This is a genomic window from Chitinophaga caseinilytica, from assembly GCF_038396765.1.
In the GTDB taxonomy this organism is placed as follows: domain Bacteria; phylum Bacteroidota; class Bacteroidia; order Chitinophagales; family Chitinophagaceae; genus Chitinophaga; species Chitinophaga caseinilytica.
On record NZ_CP150096.1, the window covers coordinates 4,410,854 to 4,434,126 of the forward strand.

General features: G+C 56.1%; 18 protein-coding genes. 15 read left to right on the top strand and 3 right to left on the bottom strand.

Annotated features, from left to right (window positions below; translation table 11 throughout):
- Positions 1–5: 5 nt before the first annotated feature.
- The 13 genes from WJU22_RS18090 to WJU22_RS18150 all read left to right on the top strand — a co-directional run bounded on the left by WJU22_RS18090 (position 6) and on the right by WJU22_RS18150 (position 19,019).
- On the top strand, positions 6–695 hold the full coding sequence (locus tag WJU22_RS18090; protein WP_341839575.1) for a response regulator transcription factor: 690 nt from the start codon (positions 6–8) through the stop codon (positions 693–695).
- Positions 696–701: 6 nt separating this feature from the next.
- A complete protein-coding gene (locus tag WJU22_RS18095) occupies positions 702–2,078 on the top strand; it encodes a HAMP domain-containing sensor histidine kinase (RefSeq protein WP_341839576.1) in 1,377 nt (458 codons plus the stop codon).
- A 92-nt stretch (positions 2,079–2,170) separates the two neighbouring features.
- Positions 2,171–3,412 carry a TolC family protein gene (locus WJU22_RS18100; protein WP_341839577.1) on the top strand — a complete coding sequence of 414 codons (1,242 nt, stop codon included), beginning with the start codon at positions 2,171–2,173 and terminating at the stop codon, positions 3,410–3,412.
- A gap of 5 nt (positions 3,413–3,417) precedes the next feature.
- Positions 3,418–4,503 (top strand): efflux RND transporter periplasmic adaptor subunit, encoded by a 1,086-nt coding sequence (locus WJU22_RS18105; RefSeq protein WP_341839578.1) that lies wholly within the window; start codon positions 3,418–3,420, stop codon positions 4,501–4,503.
- A gap of 4 nt (positions 4,504–4,507) precedes the next feature.
- A complete protein-coding gene (locus WJU22_RS18110) occupies positions 4,508–7,609 on the top strand; it encodes a CusA/CzcA family heavy metal efflux RND transporter (RefSeq protein ID WP_341839579.1) in 3,102 nt (1,033 codons plus the stop codon).
- Between the two features lie 30 nt (positions 7,610–7,639).
- Positions 7,640–7,837 carry a hypothetical protein gene (locus WJU22_RS18115; RefSeq protein WP_341839580.1) on the top strand — a complete coding sequence of 66 codons (198 nt, stop codon included), beginning with the start codon at positions 7,640–7,642 and terminating at the stop codon, positions 7,835–7,837.
- A gap of 210 nt (positions 7,838–8,047) precedes the next feature.
- Entirely contained in the window at positions 8,048–8,650 is a 603-nt protein-coding gene (locus WJU22_RS18120; RefSeq protein WP_341839581.1) for an RNA polymerase sigma factor, read from the top strand.
- A gap of 47 nt (positions 8,651–8,697) precedes the next feature.
- Entirely contained in the window at positions 8,698–9,840 is a 1,143-nt protein-coding gene (locus WJU22_RS18125) for a FecR family protein (protein ID WP_341839582.1), read from the top strand.
- Positions 9,841–9,972: 132 nt separating this feature from the next.
- The gene (locus tag WJU22_RS18130; protein WP_341839583.1) at positions 9,973–13,386 is read left to right on the top strand and encodes a TonB-dependent receptor; all 3,414 of its coding nucleotides are present in this window, start codon (positions 9,973–9,975) and stop codon (positions 13,384–13,386) included.
- A gap of 22 nt (positions 13,387–13,408) precedes the next feature.
- A complete protein-coding gene (locus WJU22_RS18135) occupies positions 13,409–15,265 on the top strand; it encodes a RagB/SusD family nutrient uptake outer membrane protein (protein ID WP_341839584.1) in 1,857 nt (618 codons plus the stop codon).
- A gap of 20 nt (positions 15,266–15,285) precedes the next feature.
- Positions 15,286–16,446, top strand: a complete 1,161-nt coding sequence (locus tag WJU22_RS18140) for a DUF5000 domain-containing lipoprotein (protein WP_341839585.1) — start codon at positions 15,286–15,288, stop codon at positions 16,444–16,446.
- Between the two features lie 18 nt (positions 16,447–16,464).
- Positions 16,465–17,658, top strand: a complete 1,194-nt coding sequence (locus WJU22_RS18145; RefSeq protein WP_341839586.1) for a DUF4998 domain-containing protein — start codon at positions 16,465–16,467, stop codon at positions 17,656–17,658.
- Between the two features lie 14 nt (positions 17,659–17,672).
- Entirely contained in the window at positions 17,673–19,019 is a 1,347-nt protein-coding gene (locus WJU22_RS18150; RefSeq protein WP_341839587.1) for an alpha-L-fucosidase, read from the top strand.
- A gap of 117 nt (positions 19,020–19,136) precedes the next feature.
- On the opposite strand, the gene WJU22_RS18155 is transcribed toward WJU22_RS18150, so the two are convergent.
- Positions 19,137–20,321, bottom strand: coding sequence for a serine hydrolase domain-containing protein (locus tag WJU22_RS18155; RefSeq protein WP_341839588.1), 1,185 nt, complete (start codon positions 20,319–20,321; stop codon positions 19,137–19,139).
- Between the two features lie 268 nt (positions 20,322–20,589).
- Between WJU22_RS18155 and serA the strand changes: the two genes are divergently transcribed.
- Together serA and WJU22_RS18165 are read left to right on the top strand one after the other, a co-directional pair.
- Positions 20,590–21,828: a phosphoglycerate dehydrogenase gene (gene serA / locus WJU22_RS18160; protein ID WP_341839589.1), complete on the top strand. Its 1,239-nt coding sequence runs from the start codon at positions 20,590–20,592 to the stop codon at positions 21,826–21,828.
- 118 nt (positions 21,829–21,946) lie between these two features.
- On the top strand, positions 21,947–22,303 hold the full coding sequence (locus WJU22_RS18165) for a DUF4260 domain-containing protein (protein WP_341839590.1): 357 nt from the start codon (positions 21,947–21,949) through the stop codon (positions 22,301–22,303).
- Positions 22,304–22,349: 46 nt separating this feature from the next.
- Here the strand turns inward: WJU22_RS18165 and WJU22_RS18170 are convergent, their stop codons facing one another.
- Together WJU22_RS18170 and WJU22_RS18175 are read right to left on the bottom strand one after the other, a co-directional pair.
- Positions 22,350–22,745 (bottom strand): hypothetical protein, encoded by a 396-nt coding sequence (locus tag WJU22_RS18170; protein ID WP_341839591.1) that lies wholly within the window; start codon positions 22,743–22,745, stop codon positions 22,350–22,352.
- Between the two features lie 30 nt (positions 22,746–22,775).
- Positions 22,776–23,174 (bottom strand): hypothetical protein, encoded by a 399-nt coding sequence (locus tag WJU22_RS18175; protein WP_341839592.1) that lies wholly within the window; start codon positions 23,172–23,174, stop codon positions 22,776–22,778.
- Positions 23,175–23,273: the final 99 nt, after the last annotated feature.

Genomic DNA, 23,273 nt, shown 5'->3' on the forward strand with positions numbered 1-23,273 from the left:
GCACCATGCAAAGGATACTGATCGTTGAAGATGAAGTGAAAGTCGCCAACGCCGTGAGAATGGGGCTGGAGGAAAACGGATTCGAGGTGGAAGTGGCCTACGACGGGCGGATGGGCAAAAGTCTCGCCACCAGCGGCGATTACGACCTCGTCATTCTCGACCTTAACCTCCCTCACCATAACGGTTACGAAATCTGCGAACTGATCCGCCGGCGGAACAACAAGGTAGCCGTCATCATGCTGACCGCCTTCGGCGGGATGGACGACAAGATGCAGGCCTTTGAACTGGGGGCAGACGATTACCTCGTCAAACCCTTCGATTTCCGCGAGCTGCTGGCGCGCATCCGCGTGTTCCTCAAAAGGGCCGGAGCAGAAGTGCCCACCCATCGCAACGACAAAATCTCCATCGGCGACCTGGAAATCGACCGGGAGCGGAAAGAAGCCTGGCGCGCCGGTAAAAAAATCCCCCTCACCGCCAAAGAATACCAGCTGCTCGAGCTGCTGGCACTTCATAAAGGAAAAGTCATCTCCAAGATGACGATCGCCGAAAAAGTCTGGAACATCGATTTCGACACCGGCACCAACGTGATAGAGGTATACATCAACTTCCTCCGGAAAAAAATCGATAAGGATTTCGACGTTAAATTGCTGCACACCAAAACGGGGATGGGTTATTTCCTGTCCGACGAACCCTGACGCCGCTTGAAGATCAAATATAAAATAGCTATTTACTATACGCTGTCGGCCGCCTTCCTGCTGATCGCATTCGCCGTACTGGCATATTACTTCTCCGCCAAATCGCGGCGCGACGAGTACCTCGAGCGCCTGGAATACCGCGCGCGCTCCATCGGCAGCGTCATCATCGAAAACGACCAGGTACAGATCGGGCTGCTGCGCAAACTCGATAAAACGACTTTCCAGGACCTTTACCAGGAAACGATCCTCGTGTATAACGAGAACTACGACCTGCTCTATACGAACGTGAAAGATACGGCGGTGCGCATCCCTCGGGCGCTGCTGGACCAGGTCAAACAACAGGGCTCGCTGATCCGCAACCAACAGGAAGGGGAACTGGCCGGGTTGCATTACACCGAAGACAACATCAGCGTGCTGGTGCTCGTCTCTTCGTTCGACAAATACGGGTTCCAGAACCTCCAGAACCTGCGGCGCATCCTTATAATAGAGCTCATCGTGGGAGTGGTGCTGCTGGTGGGCGTGGGGTATTTCTTCGCAAGGAAGATGGTGCAGCCCATCGACCGGCTCGTGGAACAGGCGGATTCCATCAACGCCAATAACATGCAGGATTCGCGGGTGGAGATCAAGGGGAGCGACGAGATCGCGCAATTGGGCGCGAATTTCAATACCATGTTACAACGCTTAAGTCATTCGTTCGACCTCCAGAAAAGTTTCGTGAGCAATGCCAGTCATGAGCTACGGACCCCGTTGGCGGCGATCATCAGCCAGTTGCAGGTAACGCTCGCCAAGGAGCGTACCGGGCCGGAATACGAAGCCGTGCTGGAATCCGTGCTGGAAGATGCGGAGGGATTGAGCGAACTGACGAACGGGCTGCTGCAGCTGGCGCAGTCTGAAATGAACCGCCACGAGTTCGCGTTCACGCCCGTTCGGGTAGACGAGCTGTTGTGGGATACGGCGGATTTCGTACGGCGGAAATGGAAATCCGTCGGCAAGGTAGACATCCAGTTCCTCCGCGAGCCGGAGCAGGACGAGATGATCACCTGCAACGGGAACGAGGCGTTGTTGCGCATTTTGTTCATCAACCTGCTCGACAATGCTTGCAAGTTTTCCGAAGACGCCTCCGCCCGGGTGATCCTCGATTTTAACGAACGGTACATTTTAGTACATGTAAAGGACCACGGCCCCGGGATCCCTCCCGGCGAGCAGGAAAAAATATTCGAGCCCTTCTTCCGCGGCACCAATGCGGTACAGGCGCGGGGCCACGGGCTGGGCCTCTCTATCTGCCGGCGCATTACCGATCTGCACGACGGGCGGCTGACCGTGTTCTCCATCCCCGGAGAAGGCAGTACGTTTACCGTACAATTGCCACATATTATCGTTTAATGCTGTTTTTAATTCTTTTTTAATCCGCTTTAAAGGCCGGTTTAATTCCCGGTATGGAGCTTTGTGTCATGAAATGGCTCATAGTTCTCCCGATGATTTTTGTCCTGACCCTGAAAGGATTTTCCCAGGAGGCCCGCTCCCTTACACTGCAACAGGCCGAACAGGAATTCCTGCAGCGCAACTTCCGGCTACTGGCCGAACGGTACCGCGTCAATGCCGCGGAGGCGCTCGTGGACCAGGCGAAAAAATGGGATAACCCCACGCTTTCAGGGACCTTAGGCTTCGGATCCCTGGACAAGGTACAGCCTTTTCATATCGGCGGCGGTGGACAGCTCGAGGGCTCAGTGGAACAGATCATCCAGATGGCAGGCAAACGCAACAAACAGGTGCAACTGGCCCGTTGGAACGCAGCTACGTCTGCCGCCGCTTTCTCCGAGCTCATGCGGACGCTCCGCCTGGAGCTGCGCAGCAGTTTTTATCAATTGTATTTCCTGAAAGAGTCCGAAAAGACGCTGCGCAACCAGCTCAGCAATCTCCAGCGCATCCTGGAAGCTTATCGCAGCGCAGACGCCAGCGGGAGCGTGGCCCACGCCGACGTGATCCGCCTCCAAGCCCTCCAGGTAGGTATCGCCAACGACTATACGGATTTGCGCCAGCAGGAAATGGACGCCTCCCTGCGCCTGCAGCTCTTGTTGGGCAGTAAGGAGCCCGTGACGCCCGAGGCTGGCCCGGACGTGCTGCAACGCTATGTATTGGGCGGGTACGACCTCGCCACCCTGACAGATACCGCACTGGCCAACCGGCCCGACCTTCAGGTGGCGGACCGCAGGCTGGAAGCGGCCAAAATGAACAACCGCCTACAGAAAGCGCTGGCCGTTCCCGATCTGCACCTCGGCGCGGCTTACGACCGGCAGGGGAGTTACACCAATAATTTCATAGGGCTTACGGTAGGGGTAGACCTTCCGTTGTGGAACCGCAACCAGGGCAACATCCGCGCTTCGGCGCAGGAAGTGAAAGCTCAGGCCGCGGAGCTGGACGAGCAGAAACTGACCGTTTCCGCCGAAGTGGCGAACGCGCTGGAAAAAATCCAGTTCCTGGAAAAGGGGACGGAATGGCCCGACCTCAAATCGTTCAACGCCGAATATACCCGCCTCATTGAAGAAGTGGCGGCGAACTTCCGGAAAGGGAACATCTCGCTCCTGCAGTTCATCGATTACTTCAACAGTTACAGCGAACACATCCTGCACGCCAACAAATTCCTCAGCGACCGCGTGCTGGCGTACGAAGAGCTGAACTACACAACCGGCACGCAATTATTCAACAATCCGCAATGACTCGCATGAAAACATATACGATCCCCCTGTTGCTGGCCGCTGCCGCCGCTTTTGGCGGATGCAGGCACTCCCAGGCGGAAGACACCGAAAAAGCCACCTTCGCGCTCAGCGACACGATGCTGGCCACCATCAAGATCGACACCACGGCCGTAAAACCCGTGGAAAACGAACTGCGCCTCTCCGGCAAAGTGACGCCAGACCTCAGCAAAGTGCTCAAATTATACCCGATCGTGAGCGGCTATGTGAAAGACATTAAAGTGCAGCTGGGCGATTACGTGAAAAAAGGACAGGTACTCGCCGTGATCCAGAGCGGTGAGATTGCCGATTACGATAAACAGCTCGCCGATGCGTACTCCGACCTCGCCATCGCCGAAAAAAGCCTCAAAGTAGCGCAAGACCTCTACCAGAGCCAGCTTTCCACGCAAAAAGACGTGGTGAACGCCGAAGAAGAACGCAATAAAGCCCGCGCGGAAATCGGAAGGCTCAACGAGCTGATGAAACTCTACCGCAAAGGCAGTGGCTCCACCTCCATCGTAACAGCCCCCATCAGCGGATATATCATCGAAAAGAATATCAACAACGGGATGGAGCTCCGGGCAGACAACAGCGCGCATATGTTCACCATCTCCGAGCTGGACGAAGTCTGGATCATGGCCAACGTCTTCGAGACAGACATCGCCAGGGTACAGGAAGGATACCCGGCGGATGTGACCACCATCAGCTATCCCGACCAGACTTTCCACGGCAAGATCGATAAAGTGTACAACGTGCTCGATCCGGATACCAAAACCATGCAGGTCCGCATCCGGCTGAACAACGAAGGCATGCTCCTCAAACCGGAAATGTTCGCCACCGTGCTGCTCAAATACCGCGAAGGCGCCGAATTGCCCGCCATTCCCAGCTCGGCCGTCATTTTCGATAAGGGCAAGAATTTCGTGATGGTGTTCCGCGACCGGAACAATATCGATACCCGCGAGGTGAAAGTTGCCAAATCGCTCAATGATATCACTTACATCAGCCGCGGGCTGCAACCCGGCGACAAAGTGATTTCCCATAATCAACTGCTTATTTACGACGCCCTGAACGACTAACCGCATGAACAAATTCATTAGAAATATCGTAGGATTTTCGCTCAGGAACCGGTTTTTCGTGTTCTTCATGCTGGCGGTGCTCACCGTTGGCGGCGTTGTCGCCTATCTGCATACGCCCATCGAAGCTTTCCCGGACGTCACCAACACCCAGATCGTCATCGTATCGGAATGGAACGGCAGGAGCGCGGAAGAAGTGGAACGCTTCGTGACCACGCCCATCGAAATATCCATGAACGGCGTCCAGAAAAAGACGAGCGTCCGCTCCATCACCATGTTCGGCCTGTCTGTCATCAAGATCATTTTCGACGACGATGTGGAAGATTTCTTCGCCAGGCAGCAGGTCAATAATATGCTCCGGAACGTATCGCTCCCAGAAGGCGTGGAGCCCGAAGTGCAGCCGCCGTACGGCCCCACGGGCGAAGTGTTCAGGTATTGGCTGAAAAGCCCCCATCGCGATTCGCGCAGCCTGCTCACTTACCAGAACTGGGTGATCGACCGTCAGCTGCGGAGCGTGCCTGGCGTGGCCGATGTTGTTGCCTTCGGCGGACAGGAGAAGATTTACGAGATCACCGCCGATCCCATCAAGCTTGCCAAATACGACATTACGCCCCTGGAACTTTACCAGGCCGCGGCGCAAAGCAATATCAACGTGGGCGGCGACGTGATCGAGAAGAACGGCCAGGCGTATGTGGTGCGCGGCATCGGGCTGCTCGACAATATTCAGGACATCGAAAACATCATCATCGAAAACGTGGACGGAACGCCGATCCTCGTCAAAAACGTGGCGAACGTGCGCGAAGCGTCGCTCCCCCGCGTGGGCCAGGCCGGCCTGAACGAAATGGACGATATCGTGGAAGGGATCGTGGTGATGCGGAAAGGGGAGAACCCTTCCGAAGTGCTGGCGCGGATCAAGGATAAAGTACAGGAACTGAACGATAAGGTGCTGCCCGGCGACATTAAAATGGAAACCTTCTACGACCGCGACGTGCTCATGAAATATTGCACCGAAACGGTGATGCACAACCTGCTGGAAGGGATCATTTTCGTGACGGTGATCGTGTTCCTCTTCATGGCCGACTGGCGAACGACGCTCATCGTGGGGATCATCATCCCGCTGGCGCTCCTGTTCGCCTTCATCTGCCTGAAATTGAAAGGCATGAGCGCCAACCTGCTCAGCATGGGCGCTATCGACTTCGGGATCATTATTGACGGGGCCGTGGTGATGGTGGAAGGGATATTCGTGATGCTCGACCATCGGGCCAAGCAGTTCGGGATGGAGAAATTCAACCGGATGGCCAAGCTGGGATGGATCAAAAAGACCGGCGGAGAACTGGGCAAGGCCGTTTTCTTCTCCAAACTCATCATCATCATTTCCCTGCTGCCCATTTTCTCTTTCCAGAAAGTGGAAGGGAAGATGTTCTCTCCCCTGGCCTGGACGCTGGGATTTGCGCTGCTCGGTGCGCTGCTGTTTACGCTGACGCTCGTGCCGGTGCTCACGTCCATCCTTTTGAACAAGAACGTCCGCGAGAAGCACAACCCCGTGGTGAACTTCTTCAACCGCATCGTGATGGGCGGTTTCAACTGGACGTATTCCCATAAGAAATTGTCGCTGCTACTGGCGGTATTGTTCATGGGGGCCAGCTTCGGTTCCGCGAAATTCCTTGGCTCAGAGTTTCTTCCGCAGCTCAATGAAGGGGCGCTGTGGGTGGAAGCGAAGCTCCCCATGAGCATGTCGCTCAATGAAACCGTGCAGTTCGTCCATAAATTCAGGAAAGAGCTGGGCAGCTTCCCGGAAGTGAACGGGGTGCTGTCGCAAACGGGCCGTTCCAACGACGGTACCGACCCCAGCGGGTTTTATTACGTGCAATGCCAGGTGAATCTGAAACCCAAGAAGGAGTGGGGCCGCAAGATCACGATGGACCAGCTCGTCGAGGAAATGGACAAGCGCCTCCGGCAATACCAGGGCGTGGTGTACAACTACTCGCAGCCCATTATCGACAACGTGGCCGAAGCCGTGGCCGGCATCAATGCCAGCAACGCGGTGAAGATTTACGGGGACGATCTCAATGAGCTCGACCGGATCGCCAACCAGGTGATCACGCAGATCCAGGATGTGCGGGGGATCAAGGACGTGGGGATTCTGCGGAACATCGGCCAGCCAGAAATGAGCGTCCGCCTCAGCGACACCAAAATGGCGCTCTACGGTGTGAAAACGGCAGACGCGCAGGCCGTGATCGAAATGGCCATCGGCGGTAAAACGGCGACGCAGCTGTACGAAGGCGAGCGCAAGTTCGACGTGCGCGTGCGGTACGACGCCGATTACCGGAAAGACGAGGTAGACCTGCAGAACCTCATGGTGCCCGCCATGAACGGGAAGAAGATACCCTTGAAAGAGATCGCTACCATTTATACGCAAACCGGTCCGGCGTTCATTTACCGCGACAATACCAAGCGGTTCATCGGGGTGAAGTTCTCCGTCCGCGACCGCGACCTGGGCAGTACCATCGCCGAGGCGCAGGCCAGGGTGAACAAGGGCATCCAGTTGCCGAAAGGGTATTCTATCGGGTGGACGGGCGAGTTCGAGAACCAGGTGCGGGCTACGAAGACCCTGGGGCAGGTGGTGCCCGTCAGCCTCATCGCCATCTTTATCATCCTGTTCATTATGATGGGCAGTGTGAAAGACGCGGGGCTCATTCTCATGAACGTGCCGTTCGCGCTCATCGGCGGGATCCTGGCGCTGCATGTATCCGGCATCAACTTCGGGATTTCGGCGGGGGTTGGTTTCATTGCGCTGTTCGGGATATGTATCCAGAACGGGGTGATCCTCATCTCGGTGTTCCACAAGAACCTCCAGGCCAGGATGCCCCTGAACGATGCGATACGCCACGGCGTGGAAGAGCGCATCCGGCCGGTGGTGATGACCGCCCTCATGGCCGCGATCGGGCTCATCCCGGCGGCGGTGAGCAGCGGCATCGGGTCGGAAACCCAGAAACCGCTGGCCGTAGTGGTGATAGGAGGGCTAATCACGGCTACCGTGCTCACGCTCCTCATCTTCCCCCTCATTTTCTACTCCGCTTACCGGAGGAGATACGCAAAAACGCTTTGATTATTTATTTCACCATAAAAAACAAACACAATGAAAAAGATCATGTTTCTGATGGCCGCCGCGATGATCGTTACTGGTGGCATGACAGCAGCTTTCGCACAGGAAAAACCCGCCGCTAAAACAGAGCAGTCGGCCAAACACGCCGCGAAAGCAGAAAAAATGGAACACAAGAAAACCGCGAAACACCATCACGCGGAAAAAAAGCAGACAGTTAAGAAAGCTGGTTGATAGGCCAGTCATAGGTTTTAGTTCGCATAAATAGGTTGATAGCATTCACCGGTGGAAGTTTTTCCACCGGTATCAACATCCTCTCCGCCCTGCCTGATCAATAGCCAACGCAGGGCGGATTTTTCATTTGTGAAAATACTATCACTTAAAGAGAAGATACGGTTCACTCATTTACGTGGTTGTCACTACTTTAGTTAAGCATCCCAAGTGATGAACACGTCAACCACACACGAACAGGAATTACTGATACGGTTATCGGAGGGAGACGGCGCCGCCTTCGCCGAACTATTCCACGAATACAGGGACCGTATTTACGCTACGGCCGTCAGGCTGATGGGCAGCCACTCCCATGCGGAAGAGATCGTACAGGAAGTATTCATGAAAATCTGGCTCAACCGGAGCGCCCTTCCCCAGGTCACCTTTTTCCGCGCCTATCTTTTCACCACCGCACGCAATCATATATTCAACAGCCTTAAACAGCTGGCCCGCGAACGCACGGCCGACATCCTCCATGCCGAGCCCGCATGTAAAGGCACCGAAGAACGGGTGCTGGGCCGCGACTTCGAGCGGGTGCTCCAGAACGCCGTTCGCCAGCTGCCGCCCCAACAGGAGCGGGTATACCATCTCAGCAAGGTAGAAGGGCGCCCCCGGCATGAAGTGGCACACCTGCTGCAACTGTCTCCCGAAACCGTGAAAGTGCACCTGGCCCGCGCCATGCGCTCCATCCGCGAATATTGCACCGCCCGGATGGACATTCCCGGCCTCATCCTCTCCTCGGCTTTCGCTTCGGAATTATTTTTTATGGTCGTGTAACCCATCCTTATTTTCCTATTGTCTCATTACTACACAAGCAAGCATTCATGAAAGCTTCGAGATTCGCGCATTTGTTCCATAAGTATCGGTCTGGGCAGGCTACGCCGGAAGAGGAAAAGGAATTCCTCGATATGGTGGCGGCTTCCGGCCACGACGACGAGCTGAAGGAAGCGATCGGCGGGATGCTCGAAAACGGGCTGGACGAAGATGCCGCCATGCCGGAAGAAAGCGCGGATAAAGTATTGGGCGAAATCCTCCGGGACGAAGCGCCCCGCCGCAAGACGCGCATTTTCACCTGGGCCGCCGTGGCCGCGGGGCTGCTGATGCTCCTGGGCATCGGGTTCCTCCTGAAAACGCAGCGCAACGGTCAGTCGGGCGCCGGGGCCGCGCACGTCCAGATTTCGCCGGGGAAAGACCGCGCCACCCTGGTGCTGGACGATGGCCGGGAGATCGACCTGGAGCGCGCCGGCAACGACACCATCGGCGTGCAGCAGGGGCTTTTGGCACAGGTGAACGGGAACGCACTCCATTATGATACTACCACCGCCGAGCCGCCTACCATCAATACCATCCGCACCCCGCGGGGCGGCCAGTTCAGGGTGGTTTTGCCCGACGGGTCGAGGGTATGGCTCAACGCCGCCTCGTCTATCCGATTCCCGACGGTGTTCAACGCCGGCGAAAGGAGGGTGGAAGTGGAAGGGGAAGTGTATTTCGAAGTGGCGAAACGGCCGCAGCAGCCTTTCATCGTGCAGGCAGACGGGATGGACGTTCAGGTGACCGGTACGCATTTCAACGTCATGGCCTATTCCGACGAATCCAACATCGAGACCACGCTGCTCGAAGGCGGTGTAAAGGTATTCGGCGGCGGATCGGAAGCCACGCTGGTACCGGGGCTCCAGGCCGTGATGAACAGGAAGGAAAACGACATCAAAGTAAGAAAAGCAGATACCGACCGGGTAATTGCCTGGAAGGAAGGAAGATTCGAATTCAGGGGTAATATTCGTGGCATCATGCGGCAAATTGCACGATGGTACGACGTAGACATTATTTACAAAGGAAATACCGATGGCAAGAATTTCGGCGGCGCCATATCAAGGACGGAAAAAATTGAAGACGTCCTGAAAATGCTGGAATTGACCGGTAGCATACAATTTGAGATCAACAATAATACCGTAACAGTAATTCCTTGATCACCTAACATGAGTACGTAAGAGAATTTCACACAACAAAAGTAACCGACGGAGATACTGGAAAACCGCCACCCGGACACCGGGCAGGGTTCCTGTTGCCTCCTCATTCCGAGCAACCAAAATTAATCCTTTATGCAACGACTACGCTTCGTTCAGAAGACGTTGCTGTGGCTGTGCTTTGCCCTTTCCCTCCAGTTCCAGGCCAGGGCATACGCACAACAGGTAACGATCCACGTTAAGAATTCATCGCTGGAAGATGTGATGAAACAAATCCGCCAGCAAACCGGCTTCCTCTTCGTTTATGACCTCGACATGCTGGGAGACGCCCGCAACGTGACGGCAGACGTATCTGCCGCACCGCTGGAAAAAGCCCTGAGCGCGGTGTTCGACGGACAGCCCTTTTCCTTCGCGATCGTCGATAAGACGGTGGTGCTGAAGAAAAAAACGGCCGCGACACCCACCGCCGCCAGAACCGCCCGGTTCATGAAGCTCCGCGGCATGGTGTCTGACGAAAGCGGACAGGTGCTCCCCGGCGTCACCGTCCACAACAGGCAAAACAAAGCCAATGCGTTGACAGACGCGCTCGGCACTTTCACCATCGATGCGGAGAAAGGCGACTCCCTGATCTTTACCATGATCGGGATGCAGCCGTTTACCGAAGTGGTGCGCGAAGAAAAGCTCCTGAAGATCACGCTCAAACAGAAAGTTTCGGACGTGGGCGAAGTAGTGGTAGTGGCTTACGGAACGCAGAAGAAAAGCAGCATGGTGAGCGCGGTGACCTCTATCAACCCCAAAGAGCTGAAAGGCCCTACCAGCAACCTCACCACCATGCTCGCAGGCCGGTTGAGCGGCGTGATCTCGTACCAGCGGAGCGGGGAGCCCGGGCAGGATAATGCCAGCTTCTTCATCCGCGGCATCACCACCTTCGGTACCGGTAAAGTAGACCCGCTCATCCTCATCGACGGCATGGAATCGACCACCACCGACCTGGCGCGCCTCCAGCCCGACGATATCTCCGGATTCTCCATCCTCAAAGACGCTACGGCTTCCAGCCTTTACGGCGCCCGCGGGGCCAACGGCGTAGTGCTCGTGAGCACCAAAAGCGGCGCGGAAGGGAAAACCCGGTTCCTCGTGCGTTTGGAAAACTCTTTGTCGACCAACACCCGCAACTTCAAATTCGCCGACAATATCACTTATATGAAACTGGCGAACGAAGCCGTGCTCACCCGCGACCCCCTGGGCGATCTGCCGTATACCCAGGAAAAGATCGAGCGCACGGCGGCGGGAGACGATCCGCTGCTGTACCCGAACAATAACTGGATCAAGCAGCTCATCAAACCGTCTACCAACAACCAACGCCTCAACTTCTCCATGAACGGGGGCGGAAAGGTAGCACAGTATTACATCGCCGGTACCTACAACATCGATAACGGTGTACTGAAGGTAGACAAGCTGAACAATTTCAACAGCAACATCAAACTGCGCAACTATTCCATCCGTTCCAACATCAATATCAACCTGACGCCCACCACGGTCGGCATCGTTCGTACCTACGGGCAGTTCGACGACTATAACGGCCCCATCGGCGGCGGCGCCACGCGGTTCTCGCAGGCGGTTTGGGCCAACCCGGTTGATTTCCCGGCCGTGTACCCCAAAGAATACGCGCCCCAGCTCAACCACCCGCTCTTCGGCAGCGCCGTGATGCGCGGCTACGGCAGCACGCCCGGCGACGGTGGCAACCTGTTCTTTAATCCCTATGCCCTTTCCGTTTCCGGTTACCAGGAATCCAACACCTCCAACCTGCTCGCCCAGCTGGAAATCCGCCAAGACCTCAAGTTCGTAACGCCCGGCCTGCAGGCACGCGTCATGGCCTATACCGAGCGATACGCCTCCTTCCAGGTGCAGCGCGGCTATACACCGTTCTACTACAAACTGCAGCCCGGCATCGACGGCGACGCCCCGCGGCTGCAGCCCCTCAACACCAATGGCACCGAGTACCTGAGCTATTCCCCAAGCGATAAAGTCACCGGCACAACATCCTACCTGGAAGCAGCCGTGAATTACAACAGGAACATCAACAAGCACACCTTTTCCGGGATGCTGATCACCATTTTCCGCGGGTACCTCACGGGCAACGGGCGCACGCTGCAAACCTCGCTGCCATACCGGAACCAGGGCGTGAGCGGGCGTTTCACGTACGACTACGACGACCGTTACATGCTGGAGGCCAACTTCGGGTACAATGGCTCCGAACGTTTCGCGGCGAGCCACCGGTACGGGTTCTTCCCATCGGTAGGCGCAGCCTGGAACGTATACCAGGAAAAGTTCTTCGAACCGTATGTGCACCTGGTAGACAAACTGAAGATCCGCGGTACCTATGGCCTCGTGGGCAACGACCAGATCGGTGGCGAGCTGGACCGGTTCTTCTACCTGTCTGACGTAAACATGAACGACGGCAGCCGCGGCGCCACTTTCGGCGAGCGGTACGGGGTATTCAAACCCGGCGTTTCCGTTCGGCGGTACGAAAACAAATTCATCAGCTGGGAGAAATCGCAGAAAGCCAATATCGGGATCGAGCTGGGCTTGTTCAACGCCCTGAACCTGCAGGCAGATATCTTCCGTGAGCACCGTTCCAACATCCTCATGCAGCGGAATACGCTGCCCTCTACGCTCGGCCTCAATGCTCCCATAAGCGCCAACGTGGGTGAGGCGGAAGGGAAGGGGATCGACCTTTCGCTCGATTACAATTTCAAATTCAAACGCAACGCCTGGCTCCAGGTGCGCGGTACGTTCACTTTCGCGCAGAGCAAACTGCTGGTGAACGAAGAGCCCAAGTATAAGGATAACGAAGCGTACCGCTCGCAGGTGGGCCAGCCGCTCAGCCAGCGTTGGGGCTATATCGCGGAAAGATTGTTCGTAGACGATCAGGAAGTGCTGAACTCTCCCCAGCAGAATTTCGGGCAGCGGGTGTATGGCGGTGATATCAAGTACCGCGACGTAAACCGCGACGGCGTCATCAACTCCGCAGACGCAGTGCCCATCGGCCTCCCGCAGACGCCGGAGATCACTTACGGTTTCGGTTCTTCCATGGGCTGGAAAACGTTCGACTTCAGCTTCTTCTTCCAGGGATCGGCACGCTCATCTTTCTGGATCGATTCCTACATCACTACGCCTTTCGTACAGAACGGCGGCGGCCAGCACGGTTTGCTGAAAGTGATCGCGGAAGACCACTGGAGCGAAAGCAACCGCAATCTTTACGCTTTCTGGCCCCGCCTCAGCAATTACTTCGTGCAGAATAACTACCAGTCTTCTACCTGGTGGATGCGCAGCGGCGATTTCCTGCGGCTGAAATCCGTGGAGCTCGGCTTTACGCTGCCCGACCGGATGCAGAAGCGCCTGAAGATGACCAACACCCGTATCTACGCCAACGCCATGAACCTGTTCGCCATCAGCAAATTCAAACTGTGGGATGTGGAAATGGGCGGCAACGGACTGGGTTACCCGGTTCAGCGCGTCGTAAATGCCGGCATCAGCCTCGGATTCTAACGTGGACAAAAACTGAAATGTCATGAAGAAACTCATATATATCGCCGGTTGCCTGCTCATGCTGTCTGCCTCCGGTTGCAAAAATTTCCTGGACGTAGTGCCCGACAACGTGCCTACGATCGACAATGCCTTTACCATCCGGCAGGAGGCCATGAAATATCTCTTCACCTGCTACAGCTACCTGCCCCGCAGCAGCGATCCCAGCTCCAACCCCGGCATCTCCGGCGGCGACGAATTCTGGATGATCAGGCCGTATGCGATAGACGACCGGGCTTTCCAGCTGGCGATGGGGTACATGTCGCCCTCGGCGGTATACCTTAGCGGCTGGGGCACCAATTACCGCGCCCTGCGCGACTGCAACATTTTCCTGGAAAACATCGGGAAAGTGGTAGACATGCCCGATTACGAGCGCATGCGCTGGATCGCGGAAGTGAAGTTCCTGAAAGCATACTATCACTGGCTGTTGTTCCGCCAGTACGGCCCCATTGCGCTGGTAGACAAAAACCTGCCCACATCCGCCACGCACGAGGAATATAAAGTGCGCCGCACGCCGGTGGATTCCGTTATCAGCTACATCTCCAACCAGATGCTGGAAGCGGCGCAAAACCTGCCCCCGGAAATCGCGGACCGGTCGTCGGAACTGGGGCGCATCACGCAGCCCGCCGCACTGGCCCTCCGTGCCCGTGTGCTGTTGACGGCCGCCAGTCCGCTTTTCAACGGCAATCCCGACCACGTGCTGCCCGGAAAGGAAAACGAACAGCTCTTCTCCACCACGTACGACGCCACCAAATGGGAGCGTGCCGCCGAGGCCTGCAAGATCGCCATCGAAAATGCGCACAGGAACAAACACAAACTCTATACTTTCAGCGATATCGGCACCACGCTTTCCGATACGATGACCTCCCAGATGAGCATCCGCAACGCAGTGTGCGAAGACTGGAACCCCGAAATCATCTGGGGCAATTCGAACTCCTCTTCCTGGAACATCCAGCGCATCTGCATGCCGCGCCTCGATCCCGACAGGCTGGCCAACGAACAGGTGCTGGGCTCCTATGCGCCGACCCTCAAAATCGCGGAGCAATTCTATACCGATCACGGCGTGCCCATCAATGAAGACAAAAACTGGGACTACGCGGGCCGGTACAAGCTGCGCAAAGCCACCGCGGCCGAAAAGGAACTGATCCAGGAAGGATATACCACCGCCAGCCTGCACTACAACCGCGAATTGCGGTTCTATGCTTCCCTGGGCTTCGACGGCGGGGTTTGGTATATGAAAAACAAAACCTTCCATATCGAGAATAAACTCGGTCAATGGCAAAGCCGGAAGAACATCTATGACTACAACGTAACCGGTTATTACGCCAAGAAGCTCATCCACTGGAAAAACGAGATCCAGGCCGAGCAGAGCGTGCATATCGAACAGTACGCCTGGCCGGAAATGCGGTTGTCTGACCTCTACCTCATGTATGCCGAAGCGCTCAATGAATCGAAAGGCCCCGTTGCCGAGGCGCTCGAATACGTCAACCGCGTTCGCGCCCGCGCGAAGCTGCCGACCGTTCAGGACGCCTGGACCAACTGGTCCCGCAATCCCACAAAATACACGACCAAAGAAGGCCTCCGCGCCATCATCCACCAGGAAAGGCTCATCGAGCTCGCGTTCGAAGGCGCCCGGTTCTGGGACCTCCGCCGCTGGAAAACCGCTACCGAAGAACTGAACAAACCCGTCATGGGATGGGACATGCTCCAGGAGAAAGCGGAATTCTATTACCGCCCGCGCCTCATCTGGCGCCAGGCTTTCCAGATGCGCGATTACCTCTGGCCGATCTATGAAAATGACCTCCTCATGAACGAAAACCTGGTGCAGAACCCGGGATGGTAAAACCTTCAAACCGCATGATCATGAAAATGACATATATCCTGCTGACAGCGGCCTTCCTGGCCGCAGCCTGCGGAAAAGAAACCCACGAGCCCGTGAACCCCAAAGGTGGCAGCCCGGCCACCATCAGCAACGTGCAGGTCGAAAACCTCAACGGTTCGGCTAAAATCACCTACAGCCTGCCCGATGACAACGACGTGCTCTACGTAAAGGCGACCTACGAAATGCGCCCGGGCAAAACACGCGAAGTGAAAAGCAGCTACTACAACAACTTCCTGTTGGTAGACGGTTTCGGCGACACGCTCAAACACCAGATCAAACTCACCGTCGTAACCCGCAGCTCCGTGGAATCGGCGCCGGTAAACGTGGAAGTGGAGCCCAAACTCCCGCCGGTACTCATGATCAGGAGAACGTTCAAGGTCCGTGAAGACTTCGGCGGCGTGAACCTCACCTTCACCAACGATACCCGCGCCGAAATCGCCATCGTGGCCATGACAAAGGATTCCACCGGAAAGATGAAGGAATTCAACACCTTTTACACGAAATCTGTCGGCACGAATTACTCGCTCCGCGGATTCGAAGACACCAAACGCGAATTCCGCTTCTTCGTCCGCGACCAATACGGCAATTACAGCGACACGCTCACGGGCGACTGGGTGCCGATGTACGAAAAGCAGCTCGACCGCAGCAAGTTCCGTGAAGTCATCCTCCCGGGAGACATCCCAGACGGATGGCAATTCTATCCCATCCCCAACCTCTGGGCCGGCACCATGTGGCATAGCGCCGACAAGCTCGACGGCATGCCGATGTGGATCACGTTCGACCTCGGCGTAGTGGCGCAACTGAGCCGTATCGGCCTGTGGCAGCGGCCCAACGAATGGTTGTACATGCAAAACAACGTCCGCCAGATCGAGATCTGGGGCATGGCCACCACGCCGCCGGCAGACGGCAGCTGGAACGGCTGGACGCGGCTCCTGGAACACACGCTCATCAAACCCTCCGGCCTGCCTGTTGGCCAGCTTTCGCAGGAAGACAGGGACAAAGGCGCCGCCGGCGAACAAATGAACGTGCCGCTCACCATGCCCAAAGTGCGATACATCCGCGTGAAAATCCTCCGTACCTGGACAGATGGCGGATACGCCGCCAACATCCAGGAAATGCGCTTCTGGGGAAATGACAAGTAATCCGTAAAACCGAACAACATGCGAAATCCAATCATCATCATACTGCTCGCAGCGGCCGTTTTCACCGCCTGCCGGAAACAGGACGATTACAAGAAATACCTGGAAGGAGGGGAGATCCTCTACACCGGGAAAGCCGATTCGATGCGCGTCCACGCAGGCCGGAACCGCGTCCAGGTATCGTGGCTGCTCATCGCCGACCCGAAAATCGCTTTCAGCAAATTATACTGGAACAACCGGAGAGACTCCGCCACCGTGCCCGTCAACCGCACGAAAGGGATCGACACCATCCGGTTTGTGGTAGACAAGCTCGACGAGCGCACCTACGAATTCGAAGTCGTGAATTACGACAAAGCCGGCAACCCGTCTGTCACCAGCCGCGCCTCCGGCGTATCTTACGGCAACATGTACGAAACCGCCCTGCTGAACCGCGCGTTCGCTGAAATGGAAGCGCTGTCCGACAAAGTGATCATCCACTGGAACGATGTAGACACGCTCGACGGGATCCATTCCATCCAGATCCGATACACGCATCAGAACGGTACCGTGCGCGACACTATCGTCCGCAGCTGGACCAAGGAAATGGTGACCGTACTGCCGAAAGTGGCGCCCAACTCCGAGTTCAGTTATCGCACCCGTTATCTGCCCGATTCCCTGGCCATCGATACCTTCCTCACCGTTTTCGACAAGCGTACCATCGGCGAGCTCGATGTTACCGCCGATTACATTAAAAATCCCGGTAAGCCATTCCTCCGCAACGATGCAGGCAGTAGCCGGTTCTCCGTGCTGGCAGACTGGCAATCGAACGACGAAGCGACGAAGAACGGGAATGCCGATGAGATCGATGGGGCGGCCAAACGTTACCTGACGCTCTGGATCTGGGGGAACGGGCCGATCATCAACGGAAAGATCTGGCAGGCGGTACAATTGCCGAAAGGGACCTTCCGGCTCGAAGCCTTCCAGCAGAACATCGACGGCACCCTGGAAGCCACGTATTTCACCGTTGCGGCCGGTAGCGGCGGATTGCCGAACGTGGAACAGATCAACACGGCCATCACGTCCAAAAAACTGAGCGATAACAGCGACAAACACCACGTCCTGACCTTTACGCTCAACCAGCCCGCCACCGTCAGCCTCGGGTTCGTGGGCACTTATATCAATCCCGCGGAGCAGACGCTCCGTGTCGAACAGATCAAATTATACCAGACCAAATAATCAATCCGGGAACAATGTTTCAGCAATTCAGAAACGCGGCCCTGTGCCTCCTGCTACTGGCGGGAGGCGCACAGGCGCAGCAACAGCAGATCGGCAGGGAAACGCCGGCACAGAAAGAGAAACGCATGGAATGGTGGACGAACGACCGCTTCGGGATGTTCATCCACTGGGGGCTGTACGCCATGCCCGCCAGGCATGAATGGGTGCGCCATTACGAATGGATCCAGGACGGCGATTACCGTAAGTATTTCGAACTGTTCAACCCAGACCTGTTCGACCCGAAGCTTTGGGCGAAACAGGCAAAGGCAGCGGGGATGAAGTACGCCGTGCTCACCACCAAGCACCACGAAGGCTTCTGCATGTTCGATTCCAGGTTCACCGATTATAAAGTCACCAACACGCCCGCGCGCCGCGACCTCGTTCGCCAGTTCGTGGATGCATACCGGGCAGAAGGCCTGAAAGTCGGGTTTTATTATTCGCTGATCGACTGGCACCATCCGCAATTCACCATCGACGGTATGCATCCGCACCGCCCGCGCGATGGTTCCGATTCCGTGTACGCCGTGCTGAACAAAAACCGCGACATGGCCACGTACCGCCAGTACATGCGCGACCAGATCACCGAACTGCTGACGCAATACGGAAAGATCGACGTGCTGTGGCTCGACTTTTCCTATCCCGGCAAGCACGGCAAAGGGAAAGACGACTGGGGAAGCGTGGAGCTCCTGAAGCTCATCCGCAAGCTGCAACCCGGCATCATCGTCGATAACCGCCTCGATCTTGGAATGTATTCCGACGGACAGGATTTCGAAACACCCGAGCAGGTAAGCGTGGAAGAACTGGCCAAGTACCACGGCAAAGCCTGGGAAACCTGCCAGACCTTTTCCGGCTCCTGGGGTTACCACCGCGACGAGAACACCTGGAAAAGTACCCGCGAGCTCCTGCGCCTGCTGATCGGCTCCGTGTCTAACGGCGGCAACCTGTTACTGAACGTAGGCCCCACCGCCCGCGGCGAATTCGACGAGCGCGCGCAGGACGCCCTTGCCAACATGGGCAAATGGATGCGCAGCAACAACAAGGCCATCTATAACTGCACCTTCGCACCGGAAGGCTTCAAAACGCCTGCAGGCACCATGCTCACGTACAATCCGAAAACGAAGCGGATGTACGTCCACATCATGGAATACGGCAAAACCCTCGTGCTGCCCGCGTATAAAGGCAAAGTGAAGTACGCCCAGTTCCTGCACGATAATTCGGAAGTCCGTTTCGACAAATCCGATAACGACGATGTGGTGCTCGCGCTCCCGGAACGCAAGCCCAACCAGGAAATCCCGGTGGTGGAGCTGGTGCTCAACAACTGATCTTACATCCGTTTTTCGATAACCAACAAATGCCTAAGTAGGGTATTTCCATGCCAGACACGAAAACGCCCCCAGGTGAGAACCTTGGGGGCGTTTCTATTTTGAATTACTGGAGGCTTACTCTTCGCCGGCTTCTTCACCGTCGCCATGGCCCAGCACCTGCCGCAGCGGGCGAACGGCCTGGTAAATGCCGCGGTTATAACGGTTGCCGAGGATCACGAGGGTAGTGCTGTCCTGCACAAAACGGTAGAACACGGTATTGTTGCCATGCCACCATCCGTTGTGGTACACGATCTTGCGGGCACTGTCGGGATACGTCATGAGGCGCCAGCCGAGGCCGTAGTTGCGCACGCCGGGCTTTTCGTTGGAATACGGCTTGTAGGCTTCCGCGAGCGTTTCAGGCTTGAAAAGCTTCCCGGAATAGATGGCCTGGTCCCACTTCAGCATATCACGGACGGTGGAGTAGATGCCTTTGTCGCCCGTAACGCCGTCGAAACTATTATCCGCTTCCGGACGCCAGTTGGAAAGGTGGGAAACGGTTTGGCCGGTCCGCGGCGCGAGGGTAGGGTTTGCCACGAAAGTGTGCGTCATTTCGAGGGGGCCGAAGAACGTCTGCTGGAGGTAATCCGCATATTTCTGGCCACTCACTTTTTCGATGATGGCAGACAGGATGAGATAATTGGTGTTGCAATAGCTGAAATGCCGGTCGGGCTGGTATTGCGACGCCGGTTTGTGGACGATCATGAGGTTGATGACTTCCTCGTTGGTAAGGAAATGCGTTTTGTCTTTATTCAGGCTGTCGCAGAAGTAAAGATAATTGGGAAGCCCGCTCCGGTGGTTGAGCAGGGTGCGGACGGTGACGCCGAGGTACGGAAAATCCGGCCACCATTTGGTGACGGGGTCTTCGAGCGACAATTTCCCTCTTTCCACGAGCGACAGTACGGCCATACCGGTGAAGGTTTTGGAGACGGACGCGAGTTGGAAGGAGGAGGAGTCGGATACCGGGATTTTGGTGGCGTGGCTTTCGAGGCCCTGGTAGTGTTCGTAGAGCACTACGCCTTTTTTGGCGACGAGCACGGCGCCGCTGAAAGAGGAGGCTGGCAGGCGATGTCTGATCAGGTCTTCCACTTCCCGGCTGATCCGCTTGTTGCGGGGATCGGCGAGAATGGCTTGTACCGCTTCTTCGGAGAGCCCGAGGGTGTATTCAGACGTTTTGGCCGGAGCCTTCTTTTCATCTTTCCGGCTGGCGGAGCTGCTGCTGCAACCGGAATATATAAATAAGCCAGATATGGCTAATAACACAATTGCCTTCGACCCGTTCATTTCAATGCTGCTGGTATATGTTGATTGATATCGATTTCTTAACAATTTTCATGCCCGAACAGGCATAATCCGCGAAAATAATTTAAAAAATACGAATTGAGGGGGGCTTTTTTTGCGTAATGTCGAATTCCGGAGGGCCTTTATTTGATTTCTACTCAAACTAGGCTAAGTTTGTGCCACTTTTTGATGACAAATCCATCACCGGAAATGTCATCGCATTGTAATCAGCAGATATATATCCAACACCATGAGCCAAAAGAAATTAACGAGTTACCCAAAAGAGAAGATCAATATCCTTTTGCTGGAAAACATCAGTGACGCCGCGGTGGCAGAGTTCAAGGAGGCGGGGTATGTGAATACCCGGAAAGTCACGGGAGCCCTCAGCGAGGAAGACCTGATCCGCGAAGTGAAAGACGTTCATCTGCTGGGCATCCGCTCCAAGACCCAGGTCACCGCCAAAGTGCTCGAGGCCGCCAAGAAGCTCCAGGGCATCGGCTGCTTCTGTATCGGCACCAACCAGGTAGACCTGAAAAGCGCCACCGAGCATGGTGTGGCCGTTTTCAACGCTCCGTATTCCAACACCCGCTCCGTAGCGGAACTGGTGATCGGCCTGTCGATCCTGCTCATCCGCCGCATCCCCGACAAAAACGCCGCCGCCCACAAAGGCATCTGGATGAAAGAAGCCACCGGCAGCTATGAGCTCCGCGGCAAAACCATCGGTATCGTCGGCTACGGCAACATCGGCAGCCAGGTGAGCGTGCTCGCGGAAGCACTGGGCATGAACGTCCTCTATTACGACGTGGAAACCAAACTGCCCCTGGGCAACGCCACACAGATCCGCACCATCAAAGACCTGTTCTCACAGTCAGACATCATTTCCCTGCACGTACCGTCTAACCGCAGCACGGCAGATATGATCAATAAAGAAACCCTCAAGCACGTCAAAAAAGGCGCGATCTTCCTCAACTACGCACGCGGCGAAGTAGTGGTGCTCGAAGACCTCCGCGATGCGCTCGAAAAAGGGCAGCTGTCCGGCGCAGCGGTAGACGTGTTCCCGGTAGAGCCGGAAAAGAACGGCGCCGCCTTCACAACGCCGCTCCAGGGCCTGGCCAACGTGATCCTCACCCCGCACATCGGCGGCAGCACCGAGGAAGCGCAGCACAACATCGGGCTGGACGTGTCCTCCAAAATGCTGAATTACCTCGAAAAAGGCGCCAGCTTCGGTTCGCATACCGTGCCGGCACTGAGCGTTCCCGCCATCGAGAACACCCATCGCATCCTGCACATCCACAAAAACGTGCCGGGCGTACTGTCGGAAATCAACAGCGCGCTGTCGTCCAAAAACATCAACATCGTGGGCCAGTACCTCAAAACCAACGACCAGATCGGTTACGTGGTGCTGGACGTGGATTCCAAGCTTTCCCAGGAAGCGTTTTCCCTCCTCAAGGATGTAAACCATACGATCAAGACCCGCATGCTGTATTGATCCTGCCGGTCTCAACGATACCAGGCCTCCCGGCGTTCCGGGAGGCCTTTTTTTATGCGGAAATATTTGGTGAGGATTCCGAAAGAAAGCGCAACTTTGCGGCATATTTCAGACAAGTATGTCCAAATTGATAAAACTGGAGGAAGTGGCGATGTTCCTGCTCGCCATGCTGATGTTCGAACAACAGTGCACGTTATCGTGGTGGTGGTTTTTCGGTTGCCTTTTATTGCCCGACCTGAGTATGCTCGGGTACCTGGGCGGCCCGCGCACCGGCGCCTGGGTGTACAATTTCTTCCATCATAAGGGTGTTGCCCTGCTGGCTTACTTTGCCGGCACCTGGTTCGCTTTCGAGCCCCTGGCGTTTGCAGGGATCGTTTTATTCGCCCATTCCTCGCTCGACCGTGTGTTCGGTTACGGCCTGAAACTGGCTACCGGCTTCCAGGATACGCACCTGGGAAGGATCGGGAAGAAGTAATCATGTTGGATTAGAAATAAAGCTGTCTGCCCGCTACCGGCAGGCACTATTTCACATATAACGAATCGATCAAACCCGCCGCCGACCCGTCGTAGAAGCGGAAGTACTTGGGCCCGGGAGCACCGATGGCCAGGGAAAGCATATGGCTGCGGGGAGTTGCCGATTGGCTGCAATCGGGCGTTTCGGCATTCCGACCCGCCAAACTGGAAATGACCAGCGTGTCGCCGTAAGTAATGGAGTGCAGCAGGGCGATGTCTTCACAGGCGCCGGCGAGCACCGTCACCTGCAGGCTCACCGCTTCGCCGCGGCGGATCGTGTCTGGCCCTTCCATGCGGGTTACGACCAGCTGGCGGACGACCCGCTCGGTTTCGGTTTCCTTGTCACATCCCCAAACGAACATCAATAAGGCCGCGACGAGCCCTGGCAGGAAGGTTTTCTTCATCAGGATTAATTCTACCTAAATATGCAATTTTTATTTGACATATACAGAATCCATTAGTTGCCCGTTTTCCGCCTCCAGGATGAGGAACTGCTTTCCCGGCGACTTATACCGCCATTTCATGGTACCGATAACCTCCGGCAGCGAAGTATCGCACGACCGGCCCCGGTTCTCCCGTTCCGCCAAAACCCTGAACCAGGTCGTATCCGGCGCATAGCGGCCGGCGTTGGCGGCGATCGTGAGCCGCTCGCAATTCGCGACCCTCGCCGCAACCGTTATATCAAAGGAAACATTCATGGCAACCGTATCCGGACATTCGAAGCGCAGCACCCGTGCCGGCCGCGACGTTCGTTTGAATGCGGGTTTGGAGCAGGTCCACGACATGAACAACGTGGCGCCGGCAAGCAGCACGGCGATCGGGGCTATTTTCATACAGCATGAAATGATACCCATCTAAAACGTAACCACTTACATAATGTTACAGAAAAAGAAGAAGGCCGCCCGGAAGGACGGCCTTTTCTATTCATATAT

Excerpts from the sequence above, each read along its gene's own strand:
- WJU22_RS18130 (WP_341839583.1), top strand. The coding sequence starts at position 9,973 with ATGCAACGACTACGCTTCGTTCAGAAGACGTTGCTGTGGCTGTGCTTT.
- WJU22_RS18090 (WP_341839575.1), top strand. The coding sequence starts at position 6 with ATGCAAAGGATACTGATCGTTGAAGATGAAGTGAAAGTCGCCAACGCC.
- WJU22_RS18120 (WP_341839581.1), top strand. The coding sequence starts at position 8,048 with ATGAACACGTCAACCACACACGAACAGGAATTACTGATACGGTTATCG.
- WJU22_RS18175 (WP_341839592.1), bottom strand. The coding sequence starts at position 23,174 with ATGAAAATAGCCCCGATCGCCGTGCTGCTTGCCGGCGCCACGTTGTTC.
- WJU22_RS18135 (WP_341839584.1), top strand. The coding sequence starts at position 13,409 with ATGAAGAAACTCATATATATCGCCGGTTGCCTGCTCATGCTGTCTGCC.
- WJU22_RS18125 (WP_341839582.1), top strand. The coding sequence starts at position 8,698 with ATGAAAGCTTCGAGATTCGCGCATTTGTTCCATAAGTATCGGTCTGGG.
- WJU22_RS18145 (WP_341839586.1), top strand. The coding sequence starts at position 16,465 with ATGCGAAATCCAATCATCATCATACTGCTCGCAGCGGCCGTTTTCACC.
- WJU22_RS18165 (WP_341839590.1), top strand. The coding sequence starts at position 21,947 with ATGTCCAAATTGATAAAACTGGAGGAAGTGGCGATGTTCCTGCTCGCC.
- serA (WP_341839589.1), top strand. The coding sequence starts at position 20,590 with ATGAGCCAAAAGAAATTAACGAGTTACCCAAAAGAGAAGATCAATATC.
- WJU22_RS18140 (WP_341839585.1), top strand. The coding sequence starts at position 15,286 with ATGAAAATGACATATATCCTGCTGACAGCGGCCTTCCTGGCCGCAGCC.
- WJU22_RS18170 (WP_341839591.1), bottom strand. The coding sequence starts at position 22,745 with ATGAAGAAAACCTTCCTGCCAGGGCTCGTCGCGGCCTTATTGATGTTC.
- WJU22_RS18110 (WP_341839579.1), top strand. The coding sequence starts at position 4,508 with ATGAACAAATTCATTAGAAATATCGTAGGATTTTCGCTCAGGAACCGG.
- WJU22_RS18115 (WP_341839580.1), top strand. The coding sequence starts at position 7,640 with ATGAAAAAGATCATGTTTCTGATGGCCGCCGCGATGATCGTTACTGGT.
- WJU22_RS18100 (WP_341839577.1), top strand. The coding sequence starts at position 2,171 with ATGATTTTTGTCCTGACCCTGAAAGGATTTTCCCAGGAGGCCCGCTCC.
- WJU22_RS18150 (WP_341839587.1), top strand. The coding sequence starts at position 17,673 with ATGTTTCAGCAATTCAGAAACGCGGCCCTGTGCCTCCTGCTACTGGCG.
- WJU22_RS18105 (WP_341839578.1), top strand. The coding sequence starts at position 3,418 with ATGAAAACATATACGATCCCCCTGTTGCTGGCCGCTGCCGCCGCTTTT.